This window comes from Pseudomonas spelaei (assembly GCF_009724245.1).
In the GTDB taxonomy this organism is placed as follows: Bacteria; Pseudomonadota; Gammaproteobacteria; order Pseudomonadales; family Pseudomonadaceae; genus Aquipseudomonas; species Aquipseudomonas spelaei.
In genome coordinates this window covers 97,041-118,941 of the sequence record NZ_WNNK01000004.1, presented here as the reverse complement: position 1 = coordinate 118,941, position 21,901 = coordinate 97,041, and the positions used below count along the sequence as shown (strand labels likewise).

The 21,901-nt window shown below is 62.1% G+C and carries 14 protein-coding genes; 9 read left to right on the top strand and 5 right to left on the bottom strand.

Annotation, left to right across the window (positions count from 1 at the left end; translation table 11 throughout):
* Positions 1–44 precede the first annotated feature (44 nt).
* Genes GNF76_RS06455 through hflK (GNF76_RS06440) form a run of 4 tightly spaced genes read right to left on the bottom strand, consistent with a single transcriptional unit; the run spans position 45 to position 5,922 of the window.
* Entirely contained in the window at positions 45–1,940 is a 1,896-nt protein-coding gene (locus GNF76_RS06455) for a cation-translocating P-type ATPase (protein WP_155582347.1), read from the bottom strand.
* A complete protein-coding gene (gene hflK / locus GNF76_RS06450) occupies positions 1,937–2,983 on the bottom strand; it encodes a protease modulator HflK (protein WP_155582346.1) in 1,047 nt (348 codons plus the stop codon). The genes GNF76_RS06455 and hflK (GNF76_RS06450) overlap by 4 nt, the downstream gene beginning before the upstream one ends.
* Complete coding sequence (gene hflC, locus GNF76_RS06445) at positions 2,980–3,969, bottom strand: protease modulator HflC (protein WP_155582345.1); 990 nt, start codon at positions 3,967–3,969, stop codon at positions 2,980–2,982. Before hflC ends, hflK (GNF76_RS06450) begins: the two co-directional genes overlap by 4 nt.
* Before the next feature lie 12 nt (positions 3,970–3,981).
* Positions 3,982–5,922 (bottom strand): protease modulator HflK, encoded by a 1,941-nt coding sequence (gene hflK, locus GNF76_RS06440; protein ID WP_155582344.1) that lies wholly within the window; start codon positions 5,920–5,922, stop codon positions 3,982–3,984.
* Between the two features lie 185 nt (positions 5,923–6,107).
* Between hflK (GNF76_RS06440) and GNF76_RS06435 the strand changes: the two genes are divergently transcribed.
* The 9 genes from GNF76_RS06435 to pbpC all read left to right on the top strand — a co-directional run bounded on the left by GNF76_RS06435 (position 6,108) and on the right by pbpC (position 20,897).
* A complete protein-coding gene (locus tag GNF76_RS06435; RefSeq protein WP_155582343.1) occupies positions 6,108–6,728 on the top strand; it encodes a CDP-alcohol phosphatidyltransferase family protein in 621 nt (206 codons plus the stop codon).
* 10 nt (positions 6,729–6,738) lie between these two features.
* Positions 6,739–8,493: a bifunctional alpha/beta hydrolase/class I SAM-dependent methyltransferase gene (locus GNF76_RS06430; RefSeq protein ID WP_155582342.1), complete on the top strand. Its 1,755-nt coding sequence runs from the start codon at positions 6,739–6,741 to the stop codon at positions 8,491–8,493.
* Between the two features lie 2 nt (positions 8,494–8,495).
* Positions 8,496–9,794, top strand: a complete 1,299-nt coding sequence (locus GNF76_RS06425; RefSeq protein WP_155582341.1) for a phosphatase PAP2/dual specificity phosphatase family protein — start codon at positions 8,496–8,498, stop codon at positions 9,792–9,794.
* A complete protein-coding gene (locus tag GNF76_RS06420) occupies positions 9,784–10,227 on the top strand; it encodes a hypothetical protein (RefSeq protein WP_155582340.1) in 444 nt (147 codons plus the stop codon). Before GNF76_RS06425 ends, GNF76_RS06420 begins: the two co-directional genes overlap by 11 nt.
* 9 nt (positions 10,228–10,236) lie before the next feature.
* Positions 10,237–10,857: a lysophospholipid acyltransferase family protein gene (locus GNF76_RS06415; protein ID WP_155582339.1), complete on the top strand. Its 621-nt coding sequence runs from the start codon at positions 10,237–10,239 to the stop codon at positions 10,855–10,857.
* A 1-nt stretch (position 10,858) separates the two neighbouring features.
* On the top strand, positions 10,859–11,791 hold the full coding sequence (locus GNF76_RS06410) for a phosphatidate cytidylyltransferase (protein WP_063033761.1): 933 nt from the start codon (positions 10,859–10,861) through the stop codon (positions 11,789–11,791).
* Positions 11,792–12,289: 498 nt separating this feature from the next.
* Positions 12,290–12,613 carry a DUF6124 family protein gene (locus GNF76_RS06405; protein WP_155582338.1) on the top strand — a complete coding sequence of 108 codons (324 nt, stop codon included), beginning with the start codon at positions 12,290–12,292 and terminating at the stop codon, positions 12,611–12,613.
* A 150-nt stretch (positions 12,614–12,763) separates the two neighbouring features.
* A complete protein-coding gene (locus tag GNF76_RS06400) occupies positions 12,764–18,607 on the top strand; it encodes an MG2 domain-containing protein (RefSeq protein WP_155582337.1) in 5,844 nt (1,947 codons plus the stop codon).
* Complete coding sequence (gene pbpC, locus GNF76_RS06395) at positions 18,588–20,897, top strand: penicillin-binding protein 1C (RefSeq protein ID WP_155582336.1); 2,310 nt, start codon at positions 18,588–18,590, stop codon at positions 20,895–20,897. The genes GNF76_RS06400 and pbpC overlap by 20 nt, the downstream gene beginning before the upstream one ends.
* On the opposite strand, the gene GNF76_RS06390 is transcribed toward pbpC, so the two are convergent.
* Positions 20,894–21,883, bottom strand: coding sequence for a hypothetical protein (locus tag GNF76_RS06390; RefSeq protein WP_155582335.1), 990 nt, complete (start codon positions 21,881–21,883; stop codon positions 20,894–20,896). The two genes, pbpC and GNF76_RS06390, sit on opposite strands and share 4 nt — an antisense overlap.
* Between the last annotated feature and the right edge of the window lie 18 nt (positions 21,884–21,901).

Here is a 21,901-nt window from a genome sequence, read left to right as displayed (position 1 = left end):
GGTGCTCGGGTGCCGTTACATCGGGCCTGAAAATTTTCTGAAATTTATTCCTCAAGCTTCATCAACGGTTCCTGAAACCGCAACAAACGCCCGGCGTTACCCAGTACCAGCAAGGTACTCAGGTTATGCAGCACCGCCGCAATCATTGCCCCCGCCGCACCCAACCAGCCGAAGGCGGCGAACACCACAATCGCCAGGGTCCAGCCCAGGCCGATGATCACATTGACCTGCAACGTATGCCGGCACTGACGACTCAGCCGCACACAGGTACCCAGGCGCCGCAGGTCGCTGCCGATCAGCACCACATCCGCCGAGGCCAGGGCGATGTCCGCCCCGCCCGCGCCCATGGCCACGCCCACCACGCCAGCCTTGAGGGCCAGGGAATCGTTGATCCCGTCGCCCACCACCATCGGGCGGAACCCACTGCCGATTTCCCCCAGCACGCGGTTGAGTTTGTCTTCAGGCAAGGCCTGGGCTTCGACATCGCTGATGCCCACTTCCAGCGCCAGGCTATCGGCCACGCTCTGGCGGTCGCCGGTCAGCAGTAACTGACGGCCAAGGCCCAGTTCCCGCAGCTCCTTCATGGCCTGACGCGCTTCCGGCTTGACGCTGTCAGCGAGCAACAACCAGGCAAGGAACTGCCCATCAAGCGCCAGCCCAGCAATCGGACCGTCATGATTGGGCACCGTCGTGGTCGCAATACCCAGTTGCTCAAACAGCTCCGGCCGACCGAGGGCCGCTTCACCCTGTTCGGTCTGCGCCACCACGCCCAAACCCTGGCGCTCGCGAATATCCGACAGCCCCAGCATCTGTTCTTGCGTCGCGAGCCCGGCCAGCGCCCGGCTGACCGGATGGCTGCTGGCTGAGCCGAGGCTGGCCGCCAGGTTCAGTAGTACTTGGCGATCCGGCGCCGAGGTCTCCATGGATTGCAAACGCAAGGTGCCAAACGTCAGGGTGCCGGTCTTGTCGACCACCAGGGACGTCAGGTCTGCCAGCTCTTCGAGAAACGCCGAGCTGCGAATCAAAATCCCATGCCGTGCCGCCACGGCAATCCCGGCAATCGCCGTGGCCGGCGCCGACAACACCAACGCACACGGACACGCCGCCACCAGCACCGCCAGCATGGCCTGGGCGTCATTGGTCACAAACCAGGTGACTGCCGCCAGCAGCAACACCAACACCATGTAGCTGCCGGCATACCGCTCCAACAGCCGGGTGATCGGCGGCTTGGAACGCTCGGCACTTTGCATCAGGGCGATGACCTTGCCCAAGGTCGACTCGTTGCCGGTACGGGTCACTTCCAGACGCAGCAAGCCATCGAGGTTGATCGCGCCACCAAACACCTGCACGCCCACGCTGGCTTCCAGCGGCACCGATTCACCGGTAATCGGCGCGGTATCCAGACTGGCCTGCCCCGACAGCACCACGCCATCGGCCGGCACCCGGTCACCGGCGCGCACCTCAACGATATCGCCGGTCTTCAAGGTGCCGTTGTCCACTTCCACAATGGTTCCGTCGGCCTGCACCAGACGGGCATGGCTGCGGGTCAGCTTGCCCAGGGCATGGATGGCCTCTTGAGAACCGATCACGCTGCGCTCTTCCAGCACATGGCCGAAGATCATGATGATCGGCAGCAAGGCGGCGGTCAGCAGGTCACCGGTGGCCCAGGCACCCAACATCGCCAGGGCGATCAATTGGTCAGTGATGCCATGCAGGCTCGGGTAACGCAGGCTGTACCAGGCCGAACGCATCACTGGCACGGCCACCAATAACGAGGCGACGCCCAGCAACAGTTGGCTCACGCCGGTTTGATCCGGAGACAGCCAGCGCCAGACCAGACCCAATGCGAGCAAGCCGAGGGCCAGCATGGCCAAGGTCAATTGGCGAGCGGCGCTGCGTTGTTCGGCCGATGTCAGCATCGGCGCAGCGTGAGCGGTCATTGTTCAGCTCCCTGAATAATCAGGCGGGAATCGTCTTTAGGGTCGACCGTGGTCACGGAGCCGGCTTGACCGAGGATCTTCGGTAAGCGTTCGCGGTACAGGCGTAGCAACAGGCCTGGATCTTTGACCTGGGCCAGACTGGCGACGGTGGCGGTTTGTGCCTGGGCATTGGCCAGGCGCTCACTGGCCTGGGCGTGGGCCACCTGCACCAGTCGATCGGCGTCCTGAGTGGCGCCCTGGGTCAGTTTCTCCGCGTCGGTGCGGGCATTGGCTACAGCCTTGTCGGCTTGCTGGCTGGCGGTCAGTACCGCGTTGAAGGCATTCACTGCCGGGCTTGGCAAGCTCGATTGCACATCGACCCGGGTAACTTCGATGCCCAAACCCAGGCCGGTAGACGCCAAGTCCACCAGGCGCTGGTTGATGCCTTGCACCAGATCACCGCGCAGGCGTTCACGGCGTTCGGCGGCCTGGTTGTCGGCGCCGATCAGCTCGGGGCGAGCAACCAGAATGGTGTCCAGGTCCCGCGCCGCCGTGAGGGCCACGGCGCTTCGGGTGACCAACCGATCCAGCGCCGGCAACACATGATCACCCTGCAACACAAAGGCGTAAGGCTCGGTGACCTTGTAGAACACCCGCACATCCAGTTGCACCACACCGGCGTCACCGGTCAGCAGATAACCGGAGCCCGCCAGCGCATCACTCAGGGGCGTGGCCAGACTGGCCACGCGGTCGGCCTGGATCGCGGCATCCGAGCGCAGCAGGTTTTCCACCCGGCGCTCGATCACGCGGTCAGCCGCTGGCAGCAGCACGACCTGTTCGAACGGACGCGGCCAGGCCAGCAGTAACCCGGCGTTCTGAATCCGGTCCAGCGCGCCGAAGTGCAACACCACGGCCCGGTTCTGCGGGTCGATCTGCCGCACATTGGAAAATGCCCAGGCCAGCGCCGCCAGCACGGTCACCGCGTACAGCGCGAGGAAGGTCAGGCGCCCGGCCTGGATCCACGGGCTGTCGAGGCTGTCCCGGTCTTTGGACGCGTCACTCATGGCTGAACGTCCTTGGGACCGTCCACCAATGCACGGAACGGCGCAGCATCAGTGCGCAAGATGATTTTGGTGCCCGGCGTCACCACCGTACCCAAGGTATCGAGGGAGCGCAGCAAGTTGTACAACTGCGGATTTCCTGCATAGGCCCGGCCGTAAATTTGCGCCGCTTCGACGCGGGATTGCGCTTCGATATCGGCCGCTTTCACCGTGGCATCGGCCTGGACGATTCGCGCGTCACGCTCGGCAGCGGAGCGTATCTGCGCCGCTTCACGCTTGCCGACGGCAGTGCGTTCGGTGGCAATGGTTTCGCGCTCGGCACGCATGCGATCGACGGTGGCCGCCAGGGTCACCGAAGGCAGAGTCAGCCGTTCAATCCCCACCTGCACCACGCGCACGCCGTAAGTGGTGAGCAATTGTTGATCAATCTGCTGGCGCAATTGCGCCTCGAAGTCGGCGATATGCACCTGGTTGGCATCGGTGTTGACCAGGTTGGCCAGGTCAAAACTGCTGGCGGTGGTTTCCAGGGCCGAGCCGACAAAGGTGCGAATCTGCCGCGCCGCTTCGTCCGGCTGGTTCTGCACGGCGCGCATAAAGCGTTTCACGTTGTCGGCATCGCCCTGGACCTGCCAGGCCACATAGGCCTGCACGATGATCCGCAAGCCATCCCGCGTACCCACGTCCTGCAAACCGCTGGAGGTGGTACGCAAGCGCAGGTCCACCGGGATCGCCGCTTCGAACGGCGCCGGCCAGCGCCAGCCAAGCCCCGGGTCCAACAGCACTCGTGCTGGGTTGCCAAAGCGGGTGATCACCGTGGCTTCGCCGGAACGCACCTGCACCAGGCTGGCGGCCGCCACAGCAAACAGCACCAGCAACACAGCCCAGGCCATACGGCGCCAAGGGAACGGGCCGGCTGCCTGCTCTTCACCGTGATGGTGATGATGGTGGTGGCCGTGGTGGTGACCATGATCGTGAGAATGAGCGCTCAACAGACAGACTCCTTATTGAACGGCTTTACGCGGCACCGAAGGGTCGGCCGGCAAAGTAAAAGAACGCAGATCAATCGTCGGTGCACTGCTGCCCCCCAGACGATGATCAAGAATAAGCAACTTGGCCTGGGACAGGCCCTGGCTCAGTTGGCTGAGGTATTGCTCGAGCACGAATGCCTGGCCGGCGCTGGCGTAGGCCTTTTGTTCGGCAGCAAAGCGCAGGTCCGCCGCTTGTGCGCCTGCGTTGACCTCATGGGCCGTGGCTTGGGCCTGGTCGCGGGCGGTACTGGCTTGCAACTGCGCCTGGTTGGTCTGCTCGCTGGCCGCACCGCGCTCCCGGGAGATCAACGCCTGGGCCCCAATCTGCGCCGCCTGCACGCCGTGGTAGGCGTTGGCTGCACCGGCAGGCGGGTGAATGGCTTCCACCACCGTGGCGAGGATTTCCACGCCGCTGTCGAGTGTCTGCAAATCGGCTTGTACAGCCTTACCTATTTCATCGGCGAGGCCGGTGCGCTGTTCCCCGAGTAATTCATCGAGGGTGCGCGAGGCAAAGTCATGCACGAGGATGCGGCTGGCCGTACTGCGGATCAGCGTGGGCACATCGGCACTGTTGTAAGTGGCAGCGAGCGCGGCCTGATCGGTCAGGCCGATGCGATAGACAAAGCGCACGTCCATGTTGACGATCTGGAAGCTCTGCTTGTCGCCGCTGCTGCTGGCGATCACCTGGGACTTGTCATTCACATGGCTGGCGTCCCACAGACGATTGGCAATCAACGGTGCCGGGCCCTCGGCGGGCGCCAACTCGGTGGTGGCCGTTTCACCGACGCTGGTGGCCAACTCGTGGACCACGCCATTTTCCACACTCAGCACTCGGCCCAATGGCCAAGGCAAACCGACATGCAAGCCCGGGCCGAAGACCTCTACCGGTTTGCCAAAGCGCTCATAAATCCCACGGCCTTGCAGGGCAACTTCATGCACGCCCGTGAGCAACCAGCCCACCGCGAGCACCACCACCAACACCGGCAGAAACGCCCGGCGCATGTAGGTAAACGCCCAGATCTGCCGCAGGTCGATGCCGAAGCGGTTGTGCAGTTCGTGCTGCAAAGCGAGCAAGGGTTGCGGCGGCCAGCGCAGCAGGTCGGCAATAAAGCTTTGCGCCATCAGCCGGGGTTCCAGGCGTTCCTGGCGCGGGCTGAACAGCGACAGCACGCCCCGCAGCAGAAACTCCAGGGCCACCAGCGCCGGCAGCAAACCGATCAGCACCGCGAGGCGCAGTGGCCAGACGGACTCTTCACCTGCAAACAACAGGCAGATCGCACTGATCACCAGGCAGATGATCGCCACCCGGCTCAACTGCGCCAGTTGCCCGGCTTCCGGCCACTGGGCGGTGCTTTCCTGGGCCAGCCGTCGCTCGAATACCAACAAACCAAAGGCCAGCAGCAACGCGACTGCCGCGCCGACACTCGCGGCCTGGCCTACCGCAGCAGGCGGTAATGCCAGGTTCCAGAATTCGACGATGCTGAGCAATGCCAGCAGGGACCAGCCGCACAGCCACAGCACTGGCGCACCGATCTGCGCCAGCAGGCCCCCCCAACCATTGCTGATGCGGCCAAGCAGGCGGTCGTACCAGCCGGAATCTTCCACAGGCGTCGGCGGCTCAATCAGTGGCGCCGTCAGCCCTTCCAATGCCTGGGCCCGCCAATCGGCCACCCACCAGGCTGACTGCAACCCGGCCACCAGCACCAGCAATGCCGAGGAGCAGTTGATGAGCATCACCGGCCAGATCGACAGCGGCGTAAACAACACCACAAACAGCGCCAGCACCCAGCCGCTGATGGCCAGTGCCGTCAGGCCGATACCGGCCTGACGTAAACGCCGGGCATGAAACATCCCTTGCTGAAAACGCGGCAACCCGTCGACGGCAGCGCCTTCAGCTTCTAGATCCACTCGCATCCACACACGCCTACTTGTACACAATTCGTTACCATATAACACAGAGCGTGAATTTTTTGTTCGATTGCACATGAAGAACGACAAAACCCCTATAAACACGAGCCATCACTAGTGTCCGCCGCGATAAATCGTCACACTCCGGAAAAAGTATTTCGCGGGTTAACGGACAAGGAAGCGTCACCTTCATGATTTCGATCTATCAGCTCAAACCGCGTTTTCAAAACCTGCTGCGGCCATTGGTCCAGCGCCTCTACGACAACGGCACCACTGCCAACCAGATCACCGTGCTGGCCGGGGTCATTTCCCTGCTGGTGGGTCTGCTGATTGCCAGCTTTGCCCAGCACCTGTGGCTCTTTGCGCTGATTCCCGTGTGGATGATCCTGCGCATGGCCCTCAACGCCATCGACGGCATGCTCGCCCGGGAATTCGGCCAGCAGTCGCGACTTGGCGCCTACCTCAACGAACTCTGTGATGTGATCGCCGACAGCGCGCTGATCCTGCCGTTTGCGCTGATCCCCGGCGTGAGCCTGGCGCCGGTGCTATTGGTGGCCTTGCTGGCGGTGTTCAGCGAGTACGCCGGCGTACTTGGGCCGATGGTGGGCGCTTCGCGGCGCTATGACGGCCCCATGGGCAAAAGTGACCGGGCGTTTGTCCTCGGCGTGCTGGCCACCGGCGTTGCGCTCGGCTGGCTCGGTGCCGTTTGGGTCGACGCTGTTATGTGGCTCGTCGCTGCGTTGTTGGCCTATACCTTGGTCAACCGTGTACGCCAAGGCTTGAAAGAAGAATCGACCTCTCCTTCTGCATAAGGATTTTGCGATGCGCGAACAGCAAGAGCACACCTTCAGCACCCATGACGGCGTAGAGCTTTTCTACCGTCACTGGCCCGCGACTGCAGCGACAGACGGAACGCCGCGCAAGGCGATCCTGCTGTTCCATCGCGGCCACGAACACTCCGGGCGCATCGCCCACCTGGTGGATGAACTGGACCTGCCGCAGTTCGACTTCTTCGCCTGGGACGCCCGCGGCCACGGCCAATCCCCTGGCGAGCGCGGCGACAGCCCGAGCTTCGCCACCAGCGCCCGGGACGTGCAGACCTTCTGTGACCACATCCACGCCACCTACGCCATCGAAGAAGAAAACCTCGCTGTCATCGCCCAGAGCGTGGGCGCGGTGATCGCGGCAACGTGGGTCCACGATTACGCACCGAAAATCCGTTCCCTGGTGCTCGCCTCGCCGGCCTTCAAGGTCAAGCTCTACGTGCCTTTCGCCCGGACCGGCCTGGCGCTGATGCGCACGTTTCGCGGCAACTTTTTCGTCAACAGCTACGTCAAGGCCAAGTTCCTCAGCCATGACCCGGAACGCGTGGCGTCCTACGACAGCGATCCGCTGATCACCAAAGCGATTTCGGTGAATGTGCTGCTCGGCCTGTATGAAGCCGCTGACCGGGTTGTAGCCGATGCCCAGGCGATTCAGGTGCCAACCCAGTTGCTGGTTTCCGGCTCGGACTTTGTGGTCCACCGCAAACCGCAGCAGCAGTTCTTCGACCGCCTCGGCAGCCTGAAAAAGGAGCTGCACATCCTCCCCGGCTTCTTTCACGACACCTTGGGTGAACGTGACCGCGCCGTGGCCTTGAGCAGTGCCAAGCGCTTTATCCTGCAGAACTTCGAACACCCGCTGGACCGTGCTTCCCTGCTGGACGCCGACAAGTTCGGCCTGACCTGCGCCGAATCCGAATCCCTCGCCGCACCGCTGCCCCACAACTCGCTGCGCGACCTGTACTGGCGCATGACCCGCGCCAGCATGGGCCTGGGCAGCAAGCTGTCGGACGGGGTGAAGCTGGGCTTCGACACCGGCTTCGACTCCGGCAGCACCCTGGACTATGTGTACCGCAACACGCCCACCGGCAAGGGCGCGCTGGGGCGGATGATCGACACCAACTACCTGAACTCCATTGGCTGGCGCGGTATTCGTCAGCGCAAATTGAATGTCGAAGAGCTGCTGCGCCTGACCATGGCCAAACTGCGTGATGAAGGCCGCGAAGTGCGGATCGTCGACATCGCCGCCGGCCACGGCCGCTACATTCTGGAAGCCTTGCAGGGCGTCACACCCCTGCCGGAATCGATCCTGCTGCGCGACTACAGCGATATCAACGTGCGCGACGGTGGCGCACTGATTCGTGAAAAAGGTCTCGGCGATATCGCCCAATTCGTCAAAGGCGATGCCTTTGATCGCGCGGACCTGGCGGCGCTGGAGCCCAAGCCGACCTTGGCGGTAGTGTCTGGCCTGTATGAATTGTTCGCGGATAACGCGATGGTCGGCGGCTCGCTGGCCGGGCTGGCCGAAGCAGTGGAGCCCGGTGGTTATCTGGTCTACACCGGCCAACCGTGGCACCCGCAGCTGGAATTGATCGCGCGTGCCCTTACCAGTCACCGTCAGGGCCAGGCTTGGGTGATGCGTCGACGCACCCAGGCAGAAATGGATCAACTGGTGGAGGCCGCCGGTTTCCGCAAGATCACCCAGCGAGTGGATGAATGGGGGATTTTCAGCGTGTCTCTGGCACAGAAGATCTGACCATGCGCGAACCAGGCCTGTTAAAGCCGGCAGTGTTGTGGCTGCTGCTGTTGGCGCCGCTGTTTTTCAGCACCTATGGGTTTGCCACGTGGGTCACCAGCCAACGCAGCGATGTCGGCACGATGGTGTTTGGCTGGGAAACCCATATCCCGTTCTGGGCCTGGACCATCGTCCCCTATTGGTCGATTGATCTGCTCTACGGCTTCTCCCTGCTGTTGCCCTCGACTCGCCATGAGCTGAAACAACACGCCCTGCGTCTGCTGACGGCGCAGATCGTCGCAGTCAGTTGCTTCCTGATCTGGCCGTTGCGTTTCACCTTTGAGCGGCCGGAACTGGACGGCGTGTTCGGCTGGTTGTTTGCCGTGCTCGCAGGCTTCGATAAGCCGTTCAATCAGGCACCTTCGCTGCATATCGCCCTGCTGGTGGTGCTGTGGATAATGTTCCAACGGCATACCCAAGGCCTGTGGCGCTGGCTGGTGCACGGCTGGTTTGCCCTGATCGGCATTTCAGTGCTCACCACTTATCAACACCACTTTATCGACTTACCCACAGGCGCGCTGCTGGGCTGGTTGTGCGTGTGGTTATGGCCACTGGAACACCCGAGCCCACTGTTGAGTGCACGGCTCACCCGAGACCCGCAGCGTTGGCGCCTGGGCTTGCGCTATGGCTTTGGGTCTTTGGCCCTGGTGATCCTGGCGTTTGTGTTGGGTGGCGGCTGGCTGTGGCTACTGTGGCCGGCGGTTTCCCTGGGGTTGGTGAAGGCGAGTTATCTGGTGTTGGGCGCTTCGGGTTTTCAGAAGCGCGCCGATGGCCAACTCAGCCCGGCGGCACGCTGGCTGTTTGCGCCTTATCTGGCCGCTGCCTGGATCAATTCACGGCTGTGGACGCGCAAACATCCACAGCCCGATCAAGTTGTGGATAACGTTTGGCTGGGACGAATTCCCACAGGCAACGAGCTGGGTTCGTTCAAGGCCATCGTCGATCTCTGCGCCGAGTTAGCGCTGGATCCACAGGACCGAGCCTATTACAGCGTGCCCGTATTGGACCTGACCGCCCCCACCACTGAGCAATGCCTGGACGCCGCACAAGCCATCGAACGCCTGCGCCAGCACGGGCCGCTGCTGGTGTGTTGCGCCTTGGGTTATTCGCGCAGCGCCACTGCCGTCGCCGCTTGGTTGTTGACCACTGCGCGTGCGGCCACCGTCGATGAAGCCGTGGCGATGATTCGTACGGCGCGTACTCAGGTGGTCCTGCACCCCGCCCATCGTGAAGCCTTGGAGAGCCTGCCTTATGCGCGCTGACATGGAATTACAGGTTGTCGCCAGCCTGCTGCGTCGGGGTCGTTCGCTGGATCAGTTATCCACAGGCCTGACTTTGCTCGGCATCTTGTTCGGCCTGGCTCAGTTGTTGATGGCCACCGTCACGCCGATCTGCCTGATTCTGAGCCTGTGGATGATTATTCTCGGCTTGCTGCAAAAATACTGGGCATTGCGGGTGGCCTTCGATGCCGACCTATTCGCCTTGCTGGCCGGTAATAAAGATCGCACCCCCGACCTCGACCTGGCCCTGCAAACCCTCGGCCTGCAATCCGCCAAACGTGCGGGCCGGCCCTGGACCGAGCGCCGTCGCGGCGCGTTGAAACTGTTGCGCAAACAAGCGTACCTGCTGGCCGCGCAAGTACTGCTGACATTGGCCGTCATCCTGGCCAGCCCCTGGCTGCCCTTCGCTGGATAAGGAATCCTTATGTTCGAACCCGTGGTCGCCACCCTGATTACCTCCATGGCCCGCACCGTCACCGGGGCCCGTAGCCTGTGGCTCGGTTGCGCGCCGGTACCGGTGCAACGCATCTATTTTGCCAACCACAGCAGCCATGGCGACTTCGTGTTGCTGTGGGCATCGTTGCCGCAGAACCTGCGCAAATTCACGCGCCCGGTGGCCGGCAGCGACTACTGGAACAAGAGCGCCTTGCGCCGCTACATCATCAGTCGCGTGTTCAACGGCGTGCTGATCGACCGGGAGCGCAAAGACCCTGTGGATAACCCTTTGGCGCCCATGCTCGCGGCCCTGGAAAGCGGCGACTCGCTGATCATCTTCCCGGAAGGAACACGCAACCTGGAAGACGGCCTGCTGCCGTTCAAGAGCGGCCTGTATCACCTGGCGAAAAGTTACCCACAGGCCGAATTGATCCCGGTGTGGATCGCCAACCTCAACCGCGTCATGCCCAAAGGCCGCGTCCTGCCGCTGCCGTTGCTGTGCACCACCAGCTTCGGCGCGCCGCTGCAATTGGAAGACGGCGAAGACAAAGCCCTGTTCCTCACCCGTACCCGCGACGCCTTGCTCGCCCTCGCCCCGGAGCATTCCTGACATGGATAGCCAAACCCTGATGCTGTTCGGCGGAATCGGCGCGATCCTGGTGCTGGCCTCGCTGATCGGCCTGATCCTCAAACTGCGCACACGCGGCACCCCGAATGCGGTGATCGACAACCTCAACGCCCGCATCAACGCCTGGTGGGTGATGGTGGTGGTGATCGGCGTGGCCTTCTGGCTCGGCACCGGTGCGGTGATCCTGCTGTTCTACGCGGTGTCGTTCTACGCACTGCGGGAATTCCTCACCCTCACGCCCACCCGGCGCAGTGATTACCCGGCACTGGTGGCCGCGTTCTACCTGGCCTTGCCGCTGCAATACCTGCTGATCTACTTCGACTGGTACGGACTGTTCTCGATCTTCATTCCGGTCTACGTGTTCCTGCTGTTGCCGATCCTGGCCTCGCTGGGCGGCGACAGCACGCACTTCCTGGAACGCGCGTCGAAAGTGCAATGGGGCTTGATGATCGCGGTGTTCTGCGTGTCCTTCGTACCGGCGCTGCTCACGTTGGATATCGTCGGCTATGAGGGTCGCAACCTGCTGCTGATCGCCTACCTGGTGATCGTGGTGCAGCTGTCGGACGTGTTGCAGTACGTGTGCGGCAAGCTGTTCGGCAAACACAAGATCGCGCCCAACCTCTCGCCGTCGAAAACCGTGGAAGGCTTTGTCGGCGGGATCCTGCTGTCATCGCTGATCGGCGCGGCGCTGTGGTGGACCACCCCGTTCAACCCGTGGCAGTCGTTCTTGATTGCACTGTTGATCAACCTGCTGGGGTTTGCCGGCGGGATTGTGATGTCGGCGATCAAGCGCGATCGCGGGGTCAAGGATTGGGGGCATATGATCGAAGGGCATGGCGGGATGCTCGATCGACTGGATTCGGTGTGCTTTGCGGCGCCGATTTTCTTTCACCTCGTGCGGTATTGGTGGACCTGAGCACCACCCCCTTCAAATCCAACACAGATCAAATGTGGGAGCGGGCTTGCCCGCGATGGCAGTGGATCAGCCACCGGAAGTATTGGCTGACACACCGCTATCGCGGGCAAGCCCGCTCCCACAGTTGTTTTGCAGTGTTTCCACTGATCGCGAAAAAGTCTGAAATCGTCGCTCCTGAACGCCCCTTCCCTTTCCTTCGAAGGACATTTCCGAGAGAATCCCCAGCGCTTGTGCCCTGCCTTTTCGGCGTCTAGTCTGCGTCCGTCACTGTCAATTCAGTGACCGGGTTTAGCAGCTCGAACGTTCGACATTGGGCGCACAAGCGCCATCTCAAGCAAGGCGTTTTTTTACGCCAACGCTTTATGGTGGCTGTGCGCAGGGCACCTTAGGGTGCGCCGGGTTCCCAATGTTCCGGTCTGCTAACCTGCGTACAGCTGCCACCCATTGTTTAGCAGCGATGTCTGGCAGCTCCAATCACGAAACATTGGAGTTTTTGGAATGGTCAAAGTCACCCCCGATCCACCTCTCGGCGACACCCCGCGTGACCGCGCTGCAGTACACCGCACCATTGATCGTTATTTAACCAAGCCACACAACCTTCCCACGCCGGAAGCCGGCTATTTCACGCCCAATGCCGACCTGAGTTTCGAAGACGCCCTGGCCCGCGCTTCGGACTTGCTCAACTGTGCAGCGGCCACCGCCCATGAATCCGCAGATGGGTTGGACGGACCGTCCCGAGCACTGGTGCACTCGGTGATGCACCTGATAGAAATGGCCAAGGTGATGGTGGATAGATCGCTGGATTGCCTGCACCCCCAATAAAGCAACCTGCGCTTTGCCGTCCGTTTGACCTTCATCCGGCAAGCCTGAGTCGCATCACCGCAAAAAACACTGGCTGCGCGGTGTATCTACGTCATCTTTTGTATCAAAGACGCGTGTAAGATACGCCGCACATTGCCAGGGATGCTCACCATGTTTGACTCGTTCAAAACGACCAGTCGCCGGTTTTTCGGTGCATTAATTTCAGTGGTGAGTGTTCTGTTCGGCGCCGTCCGGTGGCTGCTGCGCAGCCTGTTCGGCCAATGGCAGCCGCCACATTGGCTGCAAGCCGTTGGCAACGGGTTGGCCAACATCGGCCACAAAGCCCGCGCCTACCCGCGTCAAGCAGCCGGCGGCGTGTTGGGCCTGGTGTTGCTGGCCGCCGCAGGGTTCTATGGCTGGCACTGGTACTCCAACCTGCCGCAGCCCCACACCGTGGGTTACTCACTGCACAAACCAAACCTGACCGACTACACCCAACAACCACCGGTTGTGGATAACTTGCAAGTGCGCTTCGCCGAGTCGGTGGCGCCGTTGGAAGACATCGGCAAGACCGTCAGCCAGGGCATCGTGATCAAACCCGCTGTCCAGGGCACCTGGCGCTGGACCGATGACCACACATTGTTGTTTGTCCCTGAGAAAGACTGGCCGATTGATACGGGCTACAGCGTCGACTTGGACAAGAAAGGCCTGCTGGCCGGCGGTGTCTTGCTCGACCAATACAGCGCTCAATTCTCCACCCAACCGTTCCGCGCCAAGCTGGCACAAAACGAGTTGTACCAGGACCCGGTCAACCCAACGCTGAAACAGCTGGTGGCGACCTTCCGCTTTTCCCACCCGGTGGATGAGGACAGCCTGCGCAAGCGCGTTTCGGTGACCCTCGGCAAAGGCCTGGCCTATCGCGACGCGCAACTGCCGAACCTTCCGGAAATCACCTTCGACGATGCCAAACTCAACGCCTACGTGCGCTCTGCCGCGCTGGCAACGCCGCTGGAAAGCACCCCGGTCAGCGCCAAGATCGACGAAGGCATCAAGGCCCGTGACGGCGGCAACGCCAGCTCCGCGCCACTGCTGGCGGAAGTCACCGTACCTGGCCGCTATCGCCTGACCTTTACCGGCGCCGAAGTCAGCTTTGTCGACAACGAGCGCGGTGAGCCCGAGCCGGTGCTGATGTTCAGCAGCTCCAGTGCCGTGGCCGATGAAACCATCGCCACCAAGGTCCAGGCCTGGCTGTTGCCGGAAAAAGCCCAGGACGATACCCAGCCCTGGAACACCAAGGACATCGACGACAAACTGCTGGCCCGCAGTACGCCCGTCAAACTGACCCACGTGCCCAGCGTCGAGCCCCTGAACACCCTGCACGCCTTTAAATTCAAGGCCCCGGCCGGTCGTGCCCTGTATGTGCGGGTACCGGCCAACCTGGAAGCCATCGGCGGCTACCTGGCGAAAAATCCGACGGCGTCCCTGATCAGCATGCCGGCCTATCCGCGTACCTTGCAGTTCCTCTCCGACGGCGCCTTGCTCAGCCTCAATGGCGAAAAACGCCTGGGTTTCATGGCCCGTGGTGTACCCGGCGCCCACGTGGAAATCGCCCGTGTGCTGCCTAACCAGTTGCAGCACCTGGTGGACCAGAGCAGCGGCAGTTTTGCCCGGCCGAATTTCGCCAACGACTACTTCGACCGAATGGTGGAACGTCAGTCCCTGGATATTCCACTGTCGGCCGCTGACCCGTCGAAAACCCTCTACGACAACGTCGACCTGAGCAGCTACCTCACAGCCAACGGCGGGCGCCGGGGCATTTTTGTCCTCAAGTTGAGCCCGCAGGACGACCCGGCCGAACGCACATTCGACTACTCGCACAACAGCACCAGTGACCTGCGCTTTATCGTGGTCACCGACTTGGGGATCATCGCCAAGCGCTCCAGCGATGGCAGTCATGACGTGTACGTACAGTCCATCGGCAACGGCTCGCCCGTCGCCGACGCCCAGGTCGATATCATCGGCCGCAACGGCTTGCCGGTCAGCAGTGGTCGTACCGATGCAGAGGGCCACGCGCACTTCGCCAAGCTGGATGAACTGCGCCGTGAGAAAACGCCGCTGATGTATGTAGTCAGCCGCGGCAACGACCAATCCTTCCTGCCGATTGCCCGCCAGTCGCAGCAGTTGGATTTGTCGCGTTTTGATGTAGGCGGCCTGGAAGAAGACGGTGCGATTGATCGCCTCAGCGCCTACCTGTTTACCGATCGCGGCCTGTACCGGCCGGGCGAAACCGCGCACCTGGGCATGATCGTGCGCAGCGGTAACTGGAAAGGCGCCTTGCAAGGCTTGCCGGTTGAGCTGCAAATCACTGACCCACGCGGGCTGGAAGTGATCCGCCAACCCCTGAAGCTCTCCACCAGTGGCTTTGAGACGTTTGATTTCCCCAGCAGTGAAGTCGCCCCTGCCGGTGATTACACCGCCACTTTGCAACTGATCGGCGAGAAACAGACTCGCACTGACCTGGGCAGCGTCAACTTCAAGGTTCGCGACTTTGAACCGGACCGCATGAAAGTCAGCCTGAGCCTGCACGACACACCCGTGCAAGGCTGGATCCCGCCGGACCAAGTGGTGGCCAAGGTCACCGCAATGCACCTGTTCGGCGCTCCGGCATCTGGCCGGCGCGTGACTGCAAAAATGTCCCTGAGCCCAACGCTCGCGGCCTTCGACCGTTACCCGGATTACCGCTTCCGCCTCAATGATTCACTGGAAGAAGCCAACTCCGAAGACCTGGCCGAAACCACCGTCGACGACAACGGCCAGGCCGTACTCGACCTTAATCTGCAACGCTACGCCAACAGCACCTACCGCCTGCAAGTCATGACCCAGGTGTTCGAAGCCGAGGGCGGGCGCAACGTCGCCGCGCAAAGTGCGTTGTTGGTGTCGTCGGCACCGTATCTCGTGGGTGTGAAGAGTCAGGACTCGCTGTCGTTCGTCGCCAAGGACGCGCCACGCCAAGTGCAATGGCTGGCCGTGGCGCCTGACCTCACGCCCGTGGCGGTGGATGGGCTGACCAGTGAAGTGGTGGAGCATCGTTACGTTTCGGTGCTGGTGAAACAATCCAATGGCACCTACAAGTACGAGTCGCGGATCAAGAACATCAGCCAGCCGGCCTCGCCTGTGGTGATGACCAAGGAAGGCGCCAAGCAGGCGCTGAACACGTCCACCCCCGGCGATTTCACCCTGCAACTCAAGGACGCCAACGGCAACCTGCTGAACCAGATCGATTACAGCATCGCTGGCCGTGGCAACACCTCGCGCTCCCTGGAACGCAACGCCGAGCTGCAACTGCGCCTGGATAAACGCAGCTACGCCACCGGCGATGAGATCGCCATCAGCATCCGCGCGCCGTACACCGGCGCCGGGTTGATCACCATCGAACGGGACAAGGTCTACACCCAACAGTGGTTCAAGGCCGACAGCACCAACAGCGTGCAACACATTCGTGTGCCGGCGGGGCTTGAGGGCAATGCCTACGTCAACGTGCAGTTTGTGCGGGACATGGGCTCGTCCGAGGTCTACATGAGCCCGCTGTCCTACGGCGTGGTGCCGTTCAGCATCAACCTGGATGCACGGCGCATGGCCTTGAAAGTCGAAGGCCCGGCGAAGATCGAGCCGGGGCAGACCCTGGACATCAAGGTCAATACCGACCGTCCTTCCCGCGCGGTGATCTACGCGGTGGACGAAGGCATCCTGCAGGTGGCTCGCTACCAGACGCCGGACCCGCTGGGCTTCTTCTTCCAGAAACGCGCATTGGAGGTGGGTACCAGTCAGATTCTTGACCTGATCCTGCCGGAATTCAGCCGCCTGCTCAGTGGTGCGGCGCCCGGTGGCGATACGGAAGGCGCCCTGGCCAACCATCTCAATCCGTTCAAGCGTAAACATCAGCCGCCTGTAGCCTGGTGGTCAGGGCTGGTGGATCTGCCGGCCGGTGAAACGGTACTGCATTATCAGGTACCGGACAGCTTCAACGGCAAACTGCACTTGTTTGCGGTGGCGGTAGACGCCGACAGCGTAGGCGTCAGCGAAGCCAACACCGAAGTGCGCGGGCCGTTGGTGATCACGCCGAACGTGCCGGCCTTTGTCGCGCCGGGGGATGTGTTCAGCGTCAGTGCCGGGGTGTTCAGTAACCTCGATGCTGCAGCGGATGTGAAGTTCGAGTTGCAGACCAGTGACGGCCTGCAAGTTCAGGGCGACAAAGCCAGCACGCTGGCGCTGCAACCGCGCAAGGAAGGCGTCGCCGAGTTCAAGATCAAGGTCCTGGAAAACCTCGGTTCGGCGGACTTGCGTTTCGTCGCGGTGCTGCCTGATGGCAAGCGTATCCAGGTGGCGGAAACCACCTCGATCCGGCCGTTGAGCGAGCATCGAGTCGCCCTCAGCCTGGGCCGCTTCGACAGCGCCAGCAAAGAGCTGAAACCCACCCGCCAACTGTTCACACAGCTGCGGGACGTGCAATTGGGCGTGGCCGCCTCGCCGCTGGTATGGGCCAACGGCCTCAAGCATTACCTGGATGACTACGGCTATGCCTGCACCGAGCAATTGGTGTCCAAGGCCATGCCGGCGTTGATCTGGGGCGGTAACGCGCCTGAGGCCGAACAGGCCTTCAGCGGCGCGGTACGCATGCTGCGTCAGCGCCAGAACCAGGCCGGCGGCTTTGGTTTGTGGGCGGCCAACCCGGACGTGGCGCCCTACGCCAGCCTGTACGCCACCGACTTCCTGATTGAAGCCAAAGAGCGCGGCCTGCCGGTGCCGGAGGACGTGCTGGTACGTTCCAACGCCTACCTCACCGACCTGGCCAACGGCCCAAGCGAGGGCCTGTCGGAATTGCGCAACCGCGCCTACGCCAGTTACCTGTTGAGTCGTCAGGGGATTCTGGTCAGCGGTGCCTTGAGCGATATCCGTGAGCGCTATGAAACCTACTTCAAAGACACCTGGCAGAACGATATTGGCGCCGCTTACCTGGCCGCCAGCTACAAGTTGCTCAAGCAGGATCGCCAGGCCGACGTGTTGTTCCGCAAGATCCCGTGGCGTTCATTGAGCGATAAGTGGGACAGCGATGGCCTGTATTACGACCCGCTGGTGCATGACGCCGAACACCTGCATCTGCTCGCCCGACACTTCCCTGAGTTGCTGGACGACGTGCCGGCGACCCTGCTGGATAAACTCGGCAAGCGCCTCAATGAACAGCGCTACAACTCGCTGTCGGCGGCACTGTTGCTGCGGGCCCTGGACAACTATGGCCAGCGTGCGCAAAGCGACATGACCCTCAAGGCCACCGCCTGGCTGGCAGACAAGCAGCAACAACTGTTGCAGATGGCTGGCCAACCGCCGCGCGCTGCCGTGCCTGCCGCCACGCAAAAACTGTTGATGGAAAAATCCGACGGTCCACCGGCGTTCTACATGCTCAGCGAAGCCGGTTTTGATCGCGGCACCACCCTCAAGCCGATCAACAATGGCCTGGAAATCATCCACGAGTACCTCGACCTGGAAGGCAAGCCGGTAAGCAAGGTCGAGGTGGGCGATGAGTTCCTGGTGCGTCTGCGCCTGCGGGCAACCGATCGGGATCAGGTGCAACAAGTGGCCGTGGTCGACTTGCTGCCCGGCGGTGTCGAGCCTGTGTATAACTTGCCGCCAGAACCGGAAGCCAGAAGTTCCGACGAGAGCGAAGGCGACGATTCGGAGTACGTGGAAAACAGCGAAGACACCGAAGAAGCCGATGCCTGGCAAGCGCCCATCGGCGAAACCGACCTGAGCAACTGGCAGCCGGACTACGTCGATGTACGGGATGATCGAGTGGTGTTGTACGGCACCGCGCTGCGGGACGTGGGCACCTTCGTCTATCGCGTACGTGCCACCAACGCCGGGATCTTCAACACGCCACCGGCCTACGCCGAAGGTATGTACGAAACTACCCTGCAAGGGCGCGGCAAAGTAGGCCAGCTTGAAATCGTCAAACCTTAAGCGCCTCAAACCGCTGCTGGCCACCGGGCTGGCAGCGGTGGTGATACTCGCGGGGCTGCGCCTGTGGCCCCATGCATCCCTGGAGCACGCCGCCACTTCGTCACGGGTGGTGCTGGCCGATGACGGTTCGCTGCTGCGCATGACCCTCGCCGATGACGGCCAATATCGCCTGTGGCTGCCGTTGGAGCGGATGTCTCCATCGCTGGTGCAAGCACTGTTGCTCAAGGAAGACCGCAATTTCTACTGGCACCCGGGGATCAATCCGCCAGCGTTGCTGCGGGCGGCGATGGCGACCTACAGCGGTGGCCAGCGCCAGGGCGGTTCGACCTTGAGCATGCAATTGGCGCGGCGGTTGTGGGATCTCAACACACGCCAGGTGCCGGGCAAGCTGCAGCAAATGGTGTTGGCGCTGTGGCTGGAAGCGCGTTACAGCAAGCACGACATTCTTGAGGCCTACCTTAATCTCGCGCCCATGGGCGGCAATATCGAAGGTGCCGAGGCCGCCAGCCGGATTTACTTTGGCAAGGCCGCAGCGCAGTTGTCCTTGTCTGAAGCCCTGGCGCTGGCGGTGATCCCCCAGCAACCGGGGCGGCGCGCACGCTTCGGCCCATCGCTGCAAAACGCGCGGCTGCGGTTGATGGCCGACTGGCGCGAAACTTATCCACAAGACCCGCGTAACGACAGTTTGCTCGACCTGCCGCTGGAAGCACGCAACCGGCAGCAGATCCCGTTTCTGGCGCCGCACCTGAGCGAACAGTTGCTGGCCTCCCAGACCGGCAACGAGTTGAACAGCACCCTCAACTTGCCGCTGCAGCAGTTGCTGGAACGCCTGATCAGCGGCTTTATCGCCGAGCGGCGCAGCAATGGCGTGGAAAACGCCACGGCCATCCTGATCGACAGTCGCGACCAGAGCGTCAAGGCGCTGGTGGGCTCGGCGGATTACTTATCCACAGGCATCCACGGCCAGGTCAATGGGGTGCTGGCGCGACGGTCGCCGGGCTCCACCCTCAAGCCATTTCTGTATGGGTTGGCGCTGGATCAAGGGGTGATCCACCCCATGAGTATTCTCAAAGACATGCCCAGTAACTTCGGCTACTTCCAGCCGGAAAACTTCGACGGCAGTTTTGTCGGGCCGCTGACAGCGCGCGATGCCTTGATCCGCAGTCGCAATATCCCGGCGGTGTGGCTGGCCAGCCAGGTCAAGTCGCCATCGTTGTACGGTTTGCTGCAACGGGCCGGGATCAAGGGCCTGCGGGGCGAAGGCCATTACGGCCTGGCACTGGCGCTGGGCGGTGGTGAGATGACACCCGAGGAGCTGGCACGGCTGTATCTGATGCTGGCCGGTGATGGGCATTTGCGGCCATTGCGCTATTTGGTGGAACAACCTCAGGTCACAGGGGCACAGTTACTCACCCCCCAAGCGACCTTTATGGTGCGTGACATGCTGCGGCGCAATCCACGCCCGGATGGCCTGCCTGCGAAGCGCTGGCGCACCGCCTGGAAAACCGGCACGTCGTGGGGTTTTCACGATGCCTGGAGCGCCGGCCTGGTGGGGCCGTATGTGCTGGTGGTGTGGGTCGGCAATTTCGATGGACGACCAAATCCTGCGTTTATCGGCGCCAAAACCGCCGCACCGCTGTTCTTCCGTATCGCCGACGCCCTGCCTCTGGCCTTGCCGACCGTGGCCGACAAACCGGACAAGCCGCCTGCCGGCCTGATCCGCATCGATATCTGCGCCGCCTCCGGTGAACTGCCCAACCGCTGGTGCCCTCGCACCCGCAAGACCTGGTACATCCCCGGCGTATCGCCGATCCGCGTCTCCAACCTGCATCGCCCGGTGCTGATCGACACCCGTACCGGCAAGGCCGCCTGCCCGCCGTTTGATCCGCAGTACACCCGCGAAGAAGTCTTCGAGTTCTGGCCCAGCGACGTACAACGGCTGTTCCGCGCCGCCGGCCTGCCCCGCCGCACGCCGCCCACGGTGATGAAAAGCTGCCAGCCCAACCGCCTCAGCGACCAGAGCGAAGCCCCACAGATTCGCTCGCCGCTGACCCAGGTCAGCTATCACCTGCGCCTGTCGCAACCCCAGGAAAGCATTCCCCTGAGCGCCAACGCCGCCAGCGATGCACAAACCTTGTATTGGTTCGCCGACCAGACCTTGATCGGCCAGGGCCCGCCCCAGGCCACCTTGAACTGGCGGCCGGGGAAATCGGGGGAGTATCGGTTGCGGGTCAGTGATGATCAGGGCCGCAGCGCCAGCCGCGGGCTACGGGTGGAATTTGTACCTTAGGGCGATTCAGTCTTGAGGATGCTTGCCACCAGCGCCCGCAAGGCTGGTTGTTGGGTGATGGAAAAGCCCAAGGAAACGATGATCACGCTTAGCCAGATCAAAAAGATCTTGAATGGATCAAGCTCCAGCGCCACCAGCGCCCAAGTCACCAGACCGCCGCCGATCACTCCGACCACCCACCAGGCAATAAGTATGGGCTGCACCACCCTGTGGATATCTCGATAGAGGAACAACCGGGCGGCACACATCAGCACGAAAACCACTCCCGTCCAACCGAAGACAGCCATCAGTGGCAACGATGAACCCTGGCGCTGATACAGCAACGTCGTCCATTCGTGGAGGGGTCCCAATGCAGCCATCTGCTGGAACGTCTCGCGGCTGGGCAACTGCCACTGAGCCCATTGCACCGGATCAATGAGCATCAGCGCAAGACTGAACAACGCCACCAGGACGCCACACAAACCGAGGGCGCGCCACGCCGGGACAGCAACACGGTGGTTCTTTACGTTACGCAGCCGTTCTACGCCAAACACTGCATCCGCTTGTTCGCCCTGGGCAATCACGGTTTTGCCGTTGCGCTGAATAGCAGTGCCAATCACGATGACCTCCAGGCCTTCGCTGAGCAGGATTTCTCCTTGCTGACGGCGAGGCCCTGCGGTGTAGCGATAGTCTCCCAGTTGCGGTACCTGGCCTGAGAACAGCTCAATCCCTTCGGCGAGGATATCCACAGTGCCGTGGGCATCCTTGAGGACAAAGTCATTGCACTGGGCATCGGTAAATACCGTCCGCCATTCGTCCTTATCATCTGTGTTGCGGTAGCTCTCCTGGATCCGCAGTGAATACCCCGCACAGGGCACGCCATCCACCGGAGAAAAACGAGACTCTTTGAGCACCACAGTGCCACAGACTTTTACCAGGCCTGGACTCAATGCATACGAAGGGCTGAGGGGCAGGCGCTTATCCGCACGGTAGAAGCCTCTGTTCATGGTGACGGCATCCCTGGC

Coding starts and splice junctions, on each gene's coding strand:
- GNF76_RS06425 (WP_155582341.1), top strand. CDS start 8,496: ATGCGCGAACCAGGCCTGTTAAAGCCGGCAGTGTTGTGGCTGCTGCTG.
- GNF76_RS06410 (WP_063033761.1), top strand. CDS start 10,859: ATGGATAGCCAAACCCTGATGCTGTTCGGCGGAATCGGCGCGATCCTG.
- GNF76_RS06455 (WP_155582347.1), bottom strand. CDS start 1,940: ATGACCGCTCACGCTGCGCCGATGCTGACATCGGCCGAACAACGCAGC.
- GNF76_RS06390 (WP_155582335.1), bottom strand. CDS start 21,883: ATGAACAGAGGCTTCTACCGTGCGGATAAGCGCCTGCCCCTCAGCCCT.
- GNF76_RS06405 (WP_155582338.1), top strand. CDS start 12,290: ATGGTCAAAGTCACCCCCGATCCACCTCTCGGCGACACCCCGCGTGAC.
- GNF76_RS06415 (WP_155582339.1), top strand. CDS start 10,237: ATGTTCGAACCCGTGGTCGCCACCCTGATTACCTCCATGGCCCGCACC.
- GNF76_RS06435 (WP_155582343.1), top strand. CDS start 6,108: ATGATTTCGATCTATCAGCTCAAACCGCGTTTTCAAAACCTGCTGCGG.
- hflK (WP_155582346.1), bottom strand. CDS start 2,983: ATGAGTGACGCGTCCAAAGACCGGGACAGCCTCGACAGCCCGTGGATC.
- GNF76_RS06420 (WP_155582340.1), top strand. CDS start 9,784: ATGCGCGCTGACATGGAATTACAGGTTGTCGCCAGCCTGCTGCGTCGG.
- GNF76_RS06400 (WP_155582337.1), top strand. CDS start 12,764: ATGTTTGACTCGTTCAAAACGACCAGTCGCCGGTTTTTCGGTGCATTA.
- GNF76_RS06430 (WP_155582342.1), top strand. CDS start 6,739: ATGCGCGAACAGCAAGAGCACACCTTCAGCACCCATGACGGCGTAGAG.
- hflK (WP_155582344.1), bottom strand. CDS start 5,922: ATGCGAGTGGATCTAGAAGCTGAAGGCGCTGCCGTCGACGGGTTGCCG.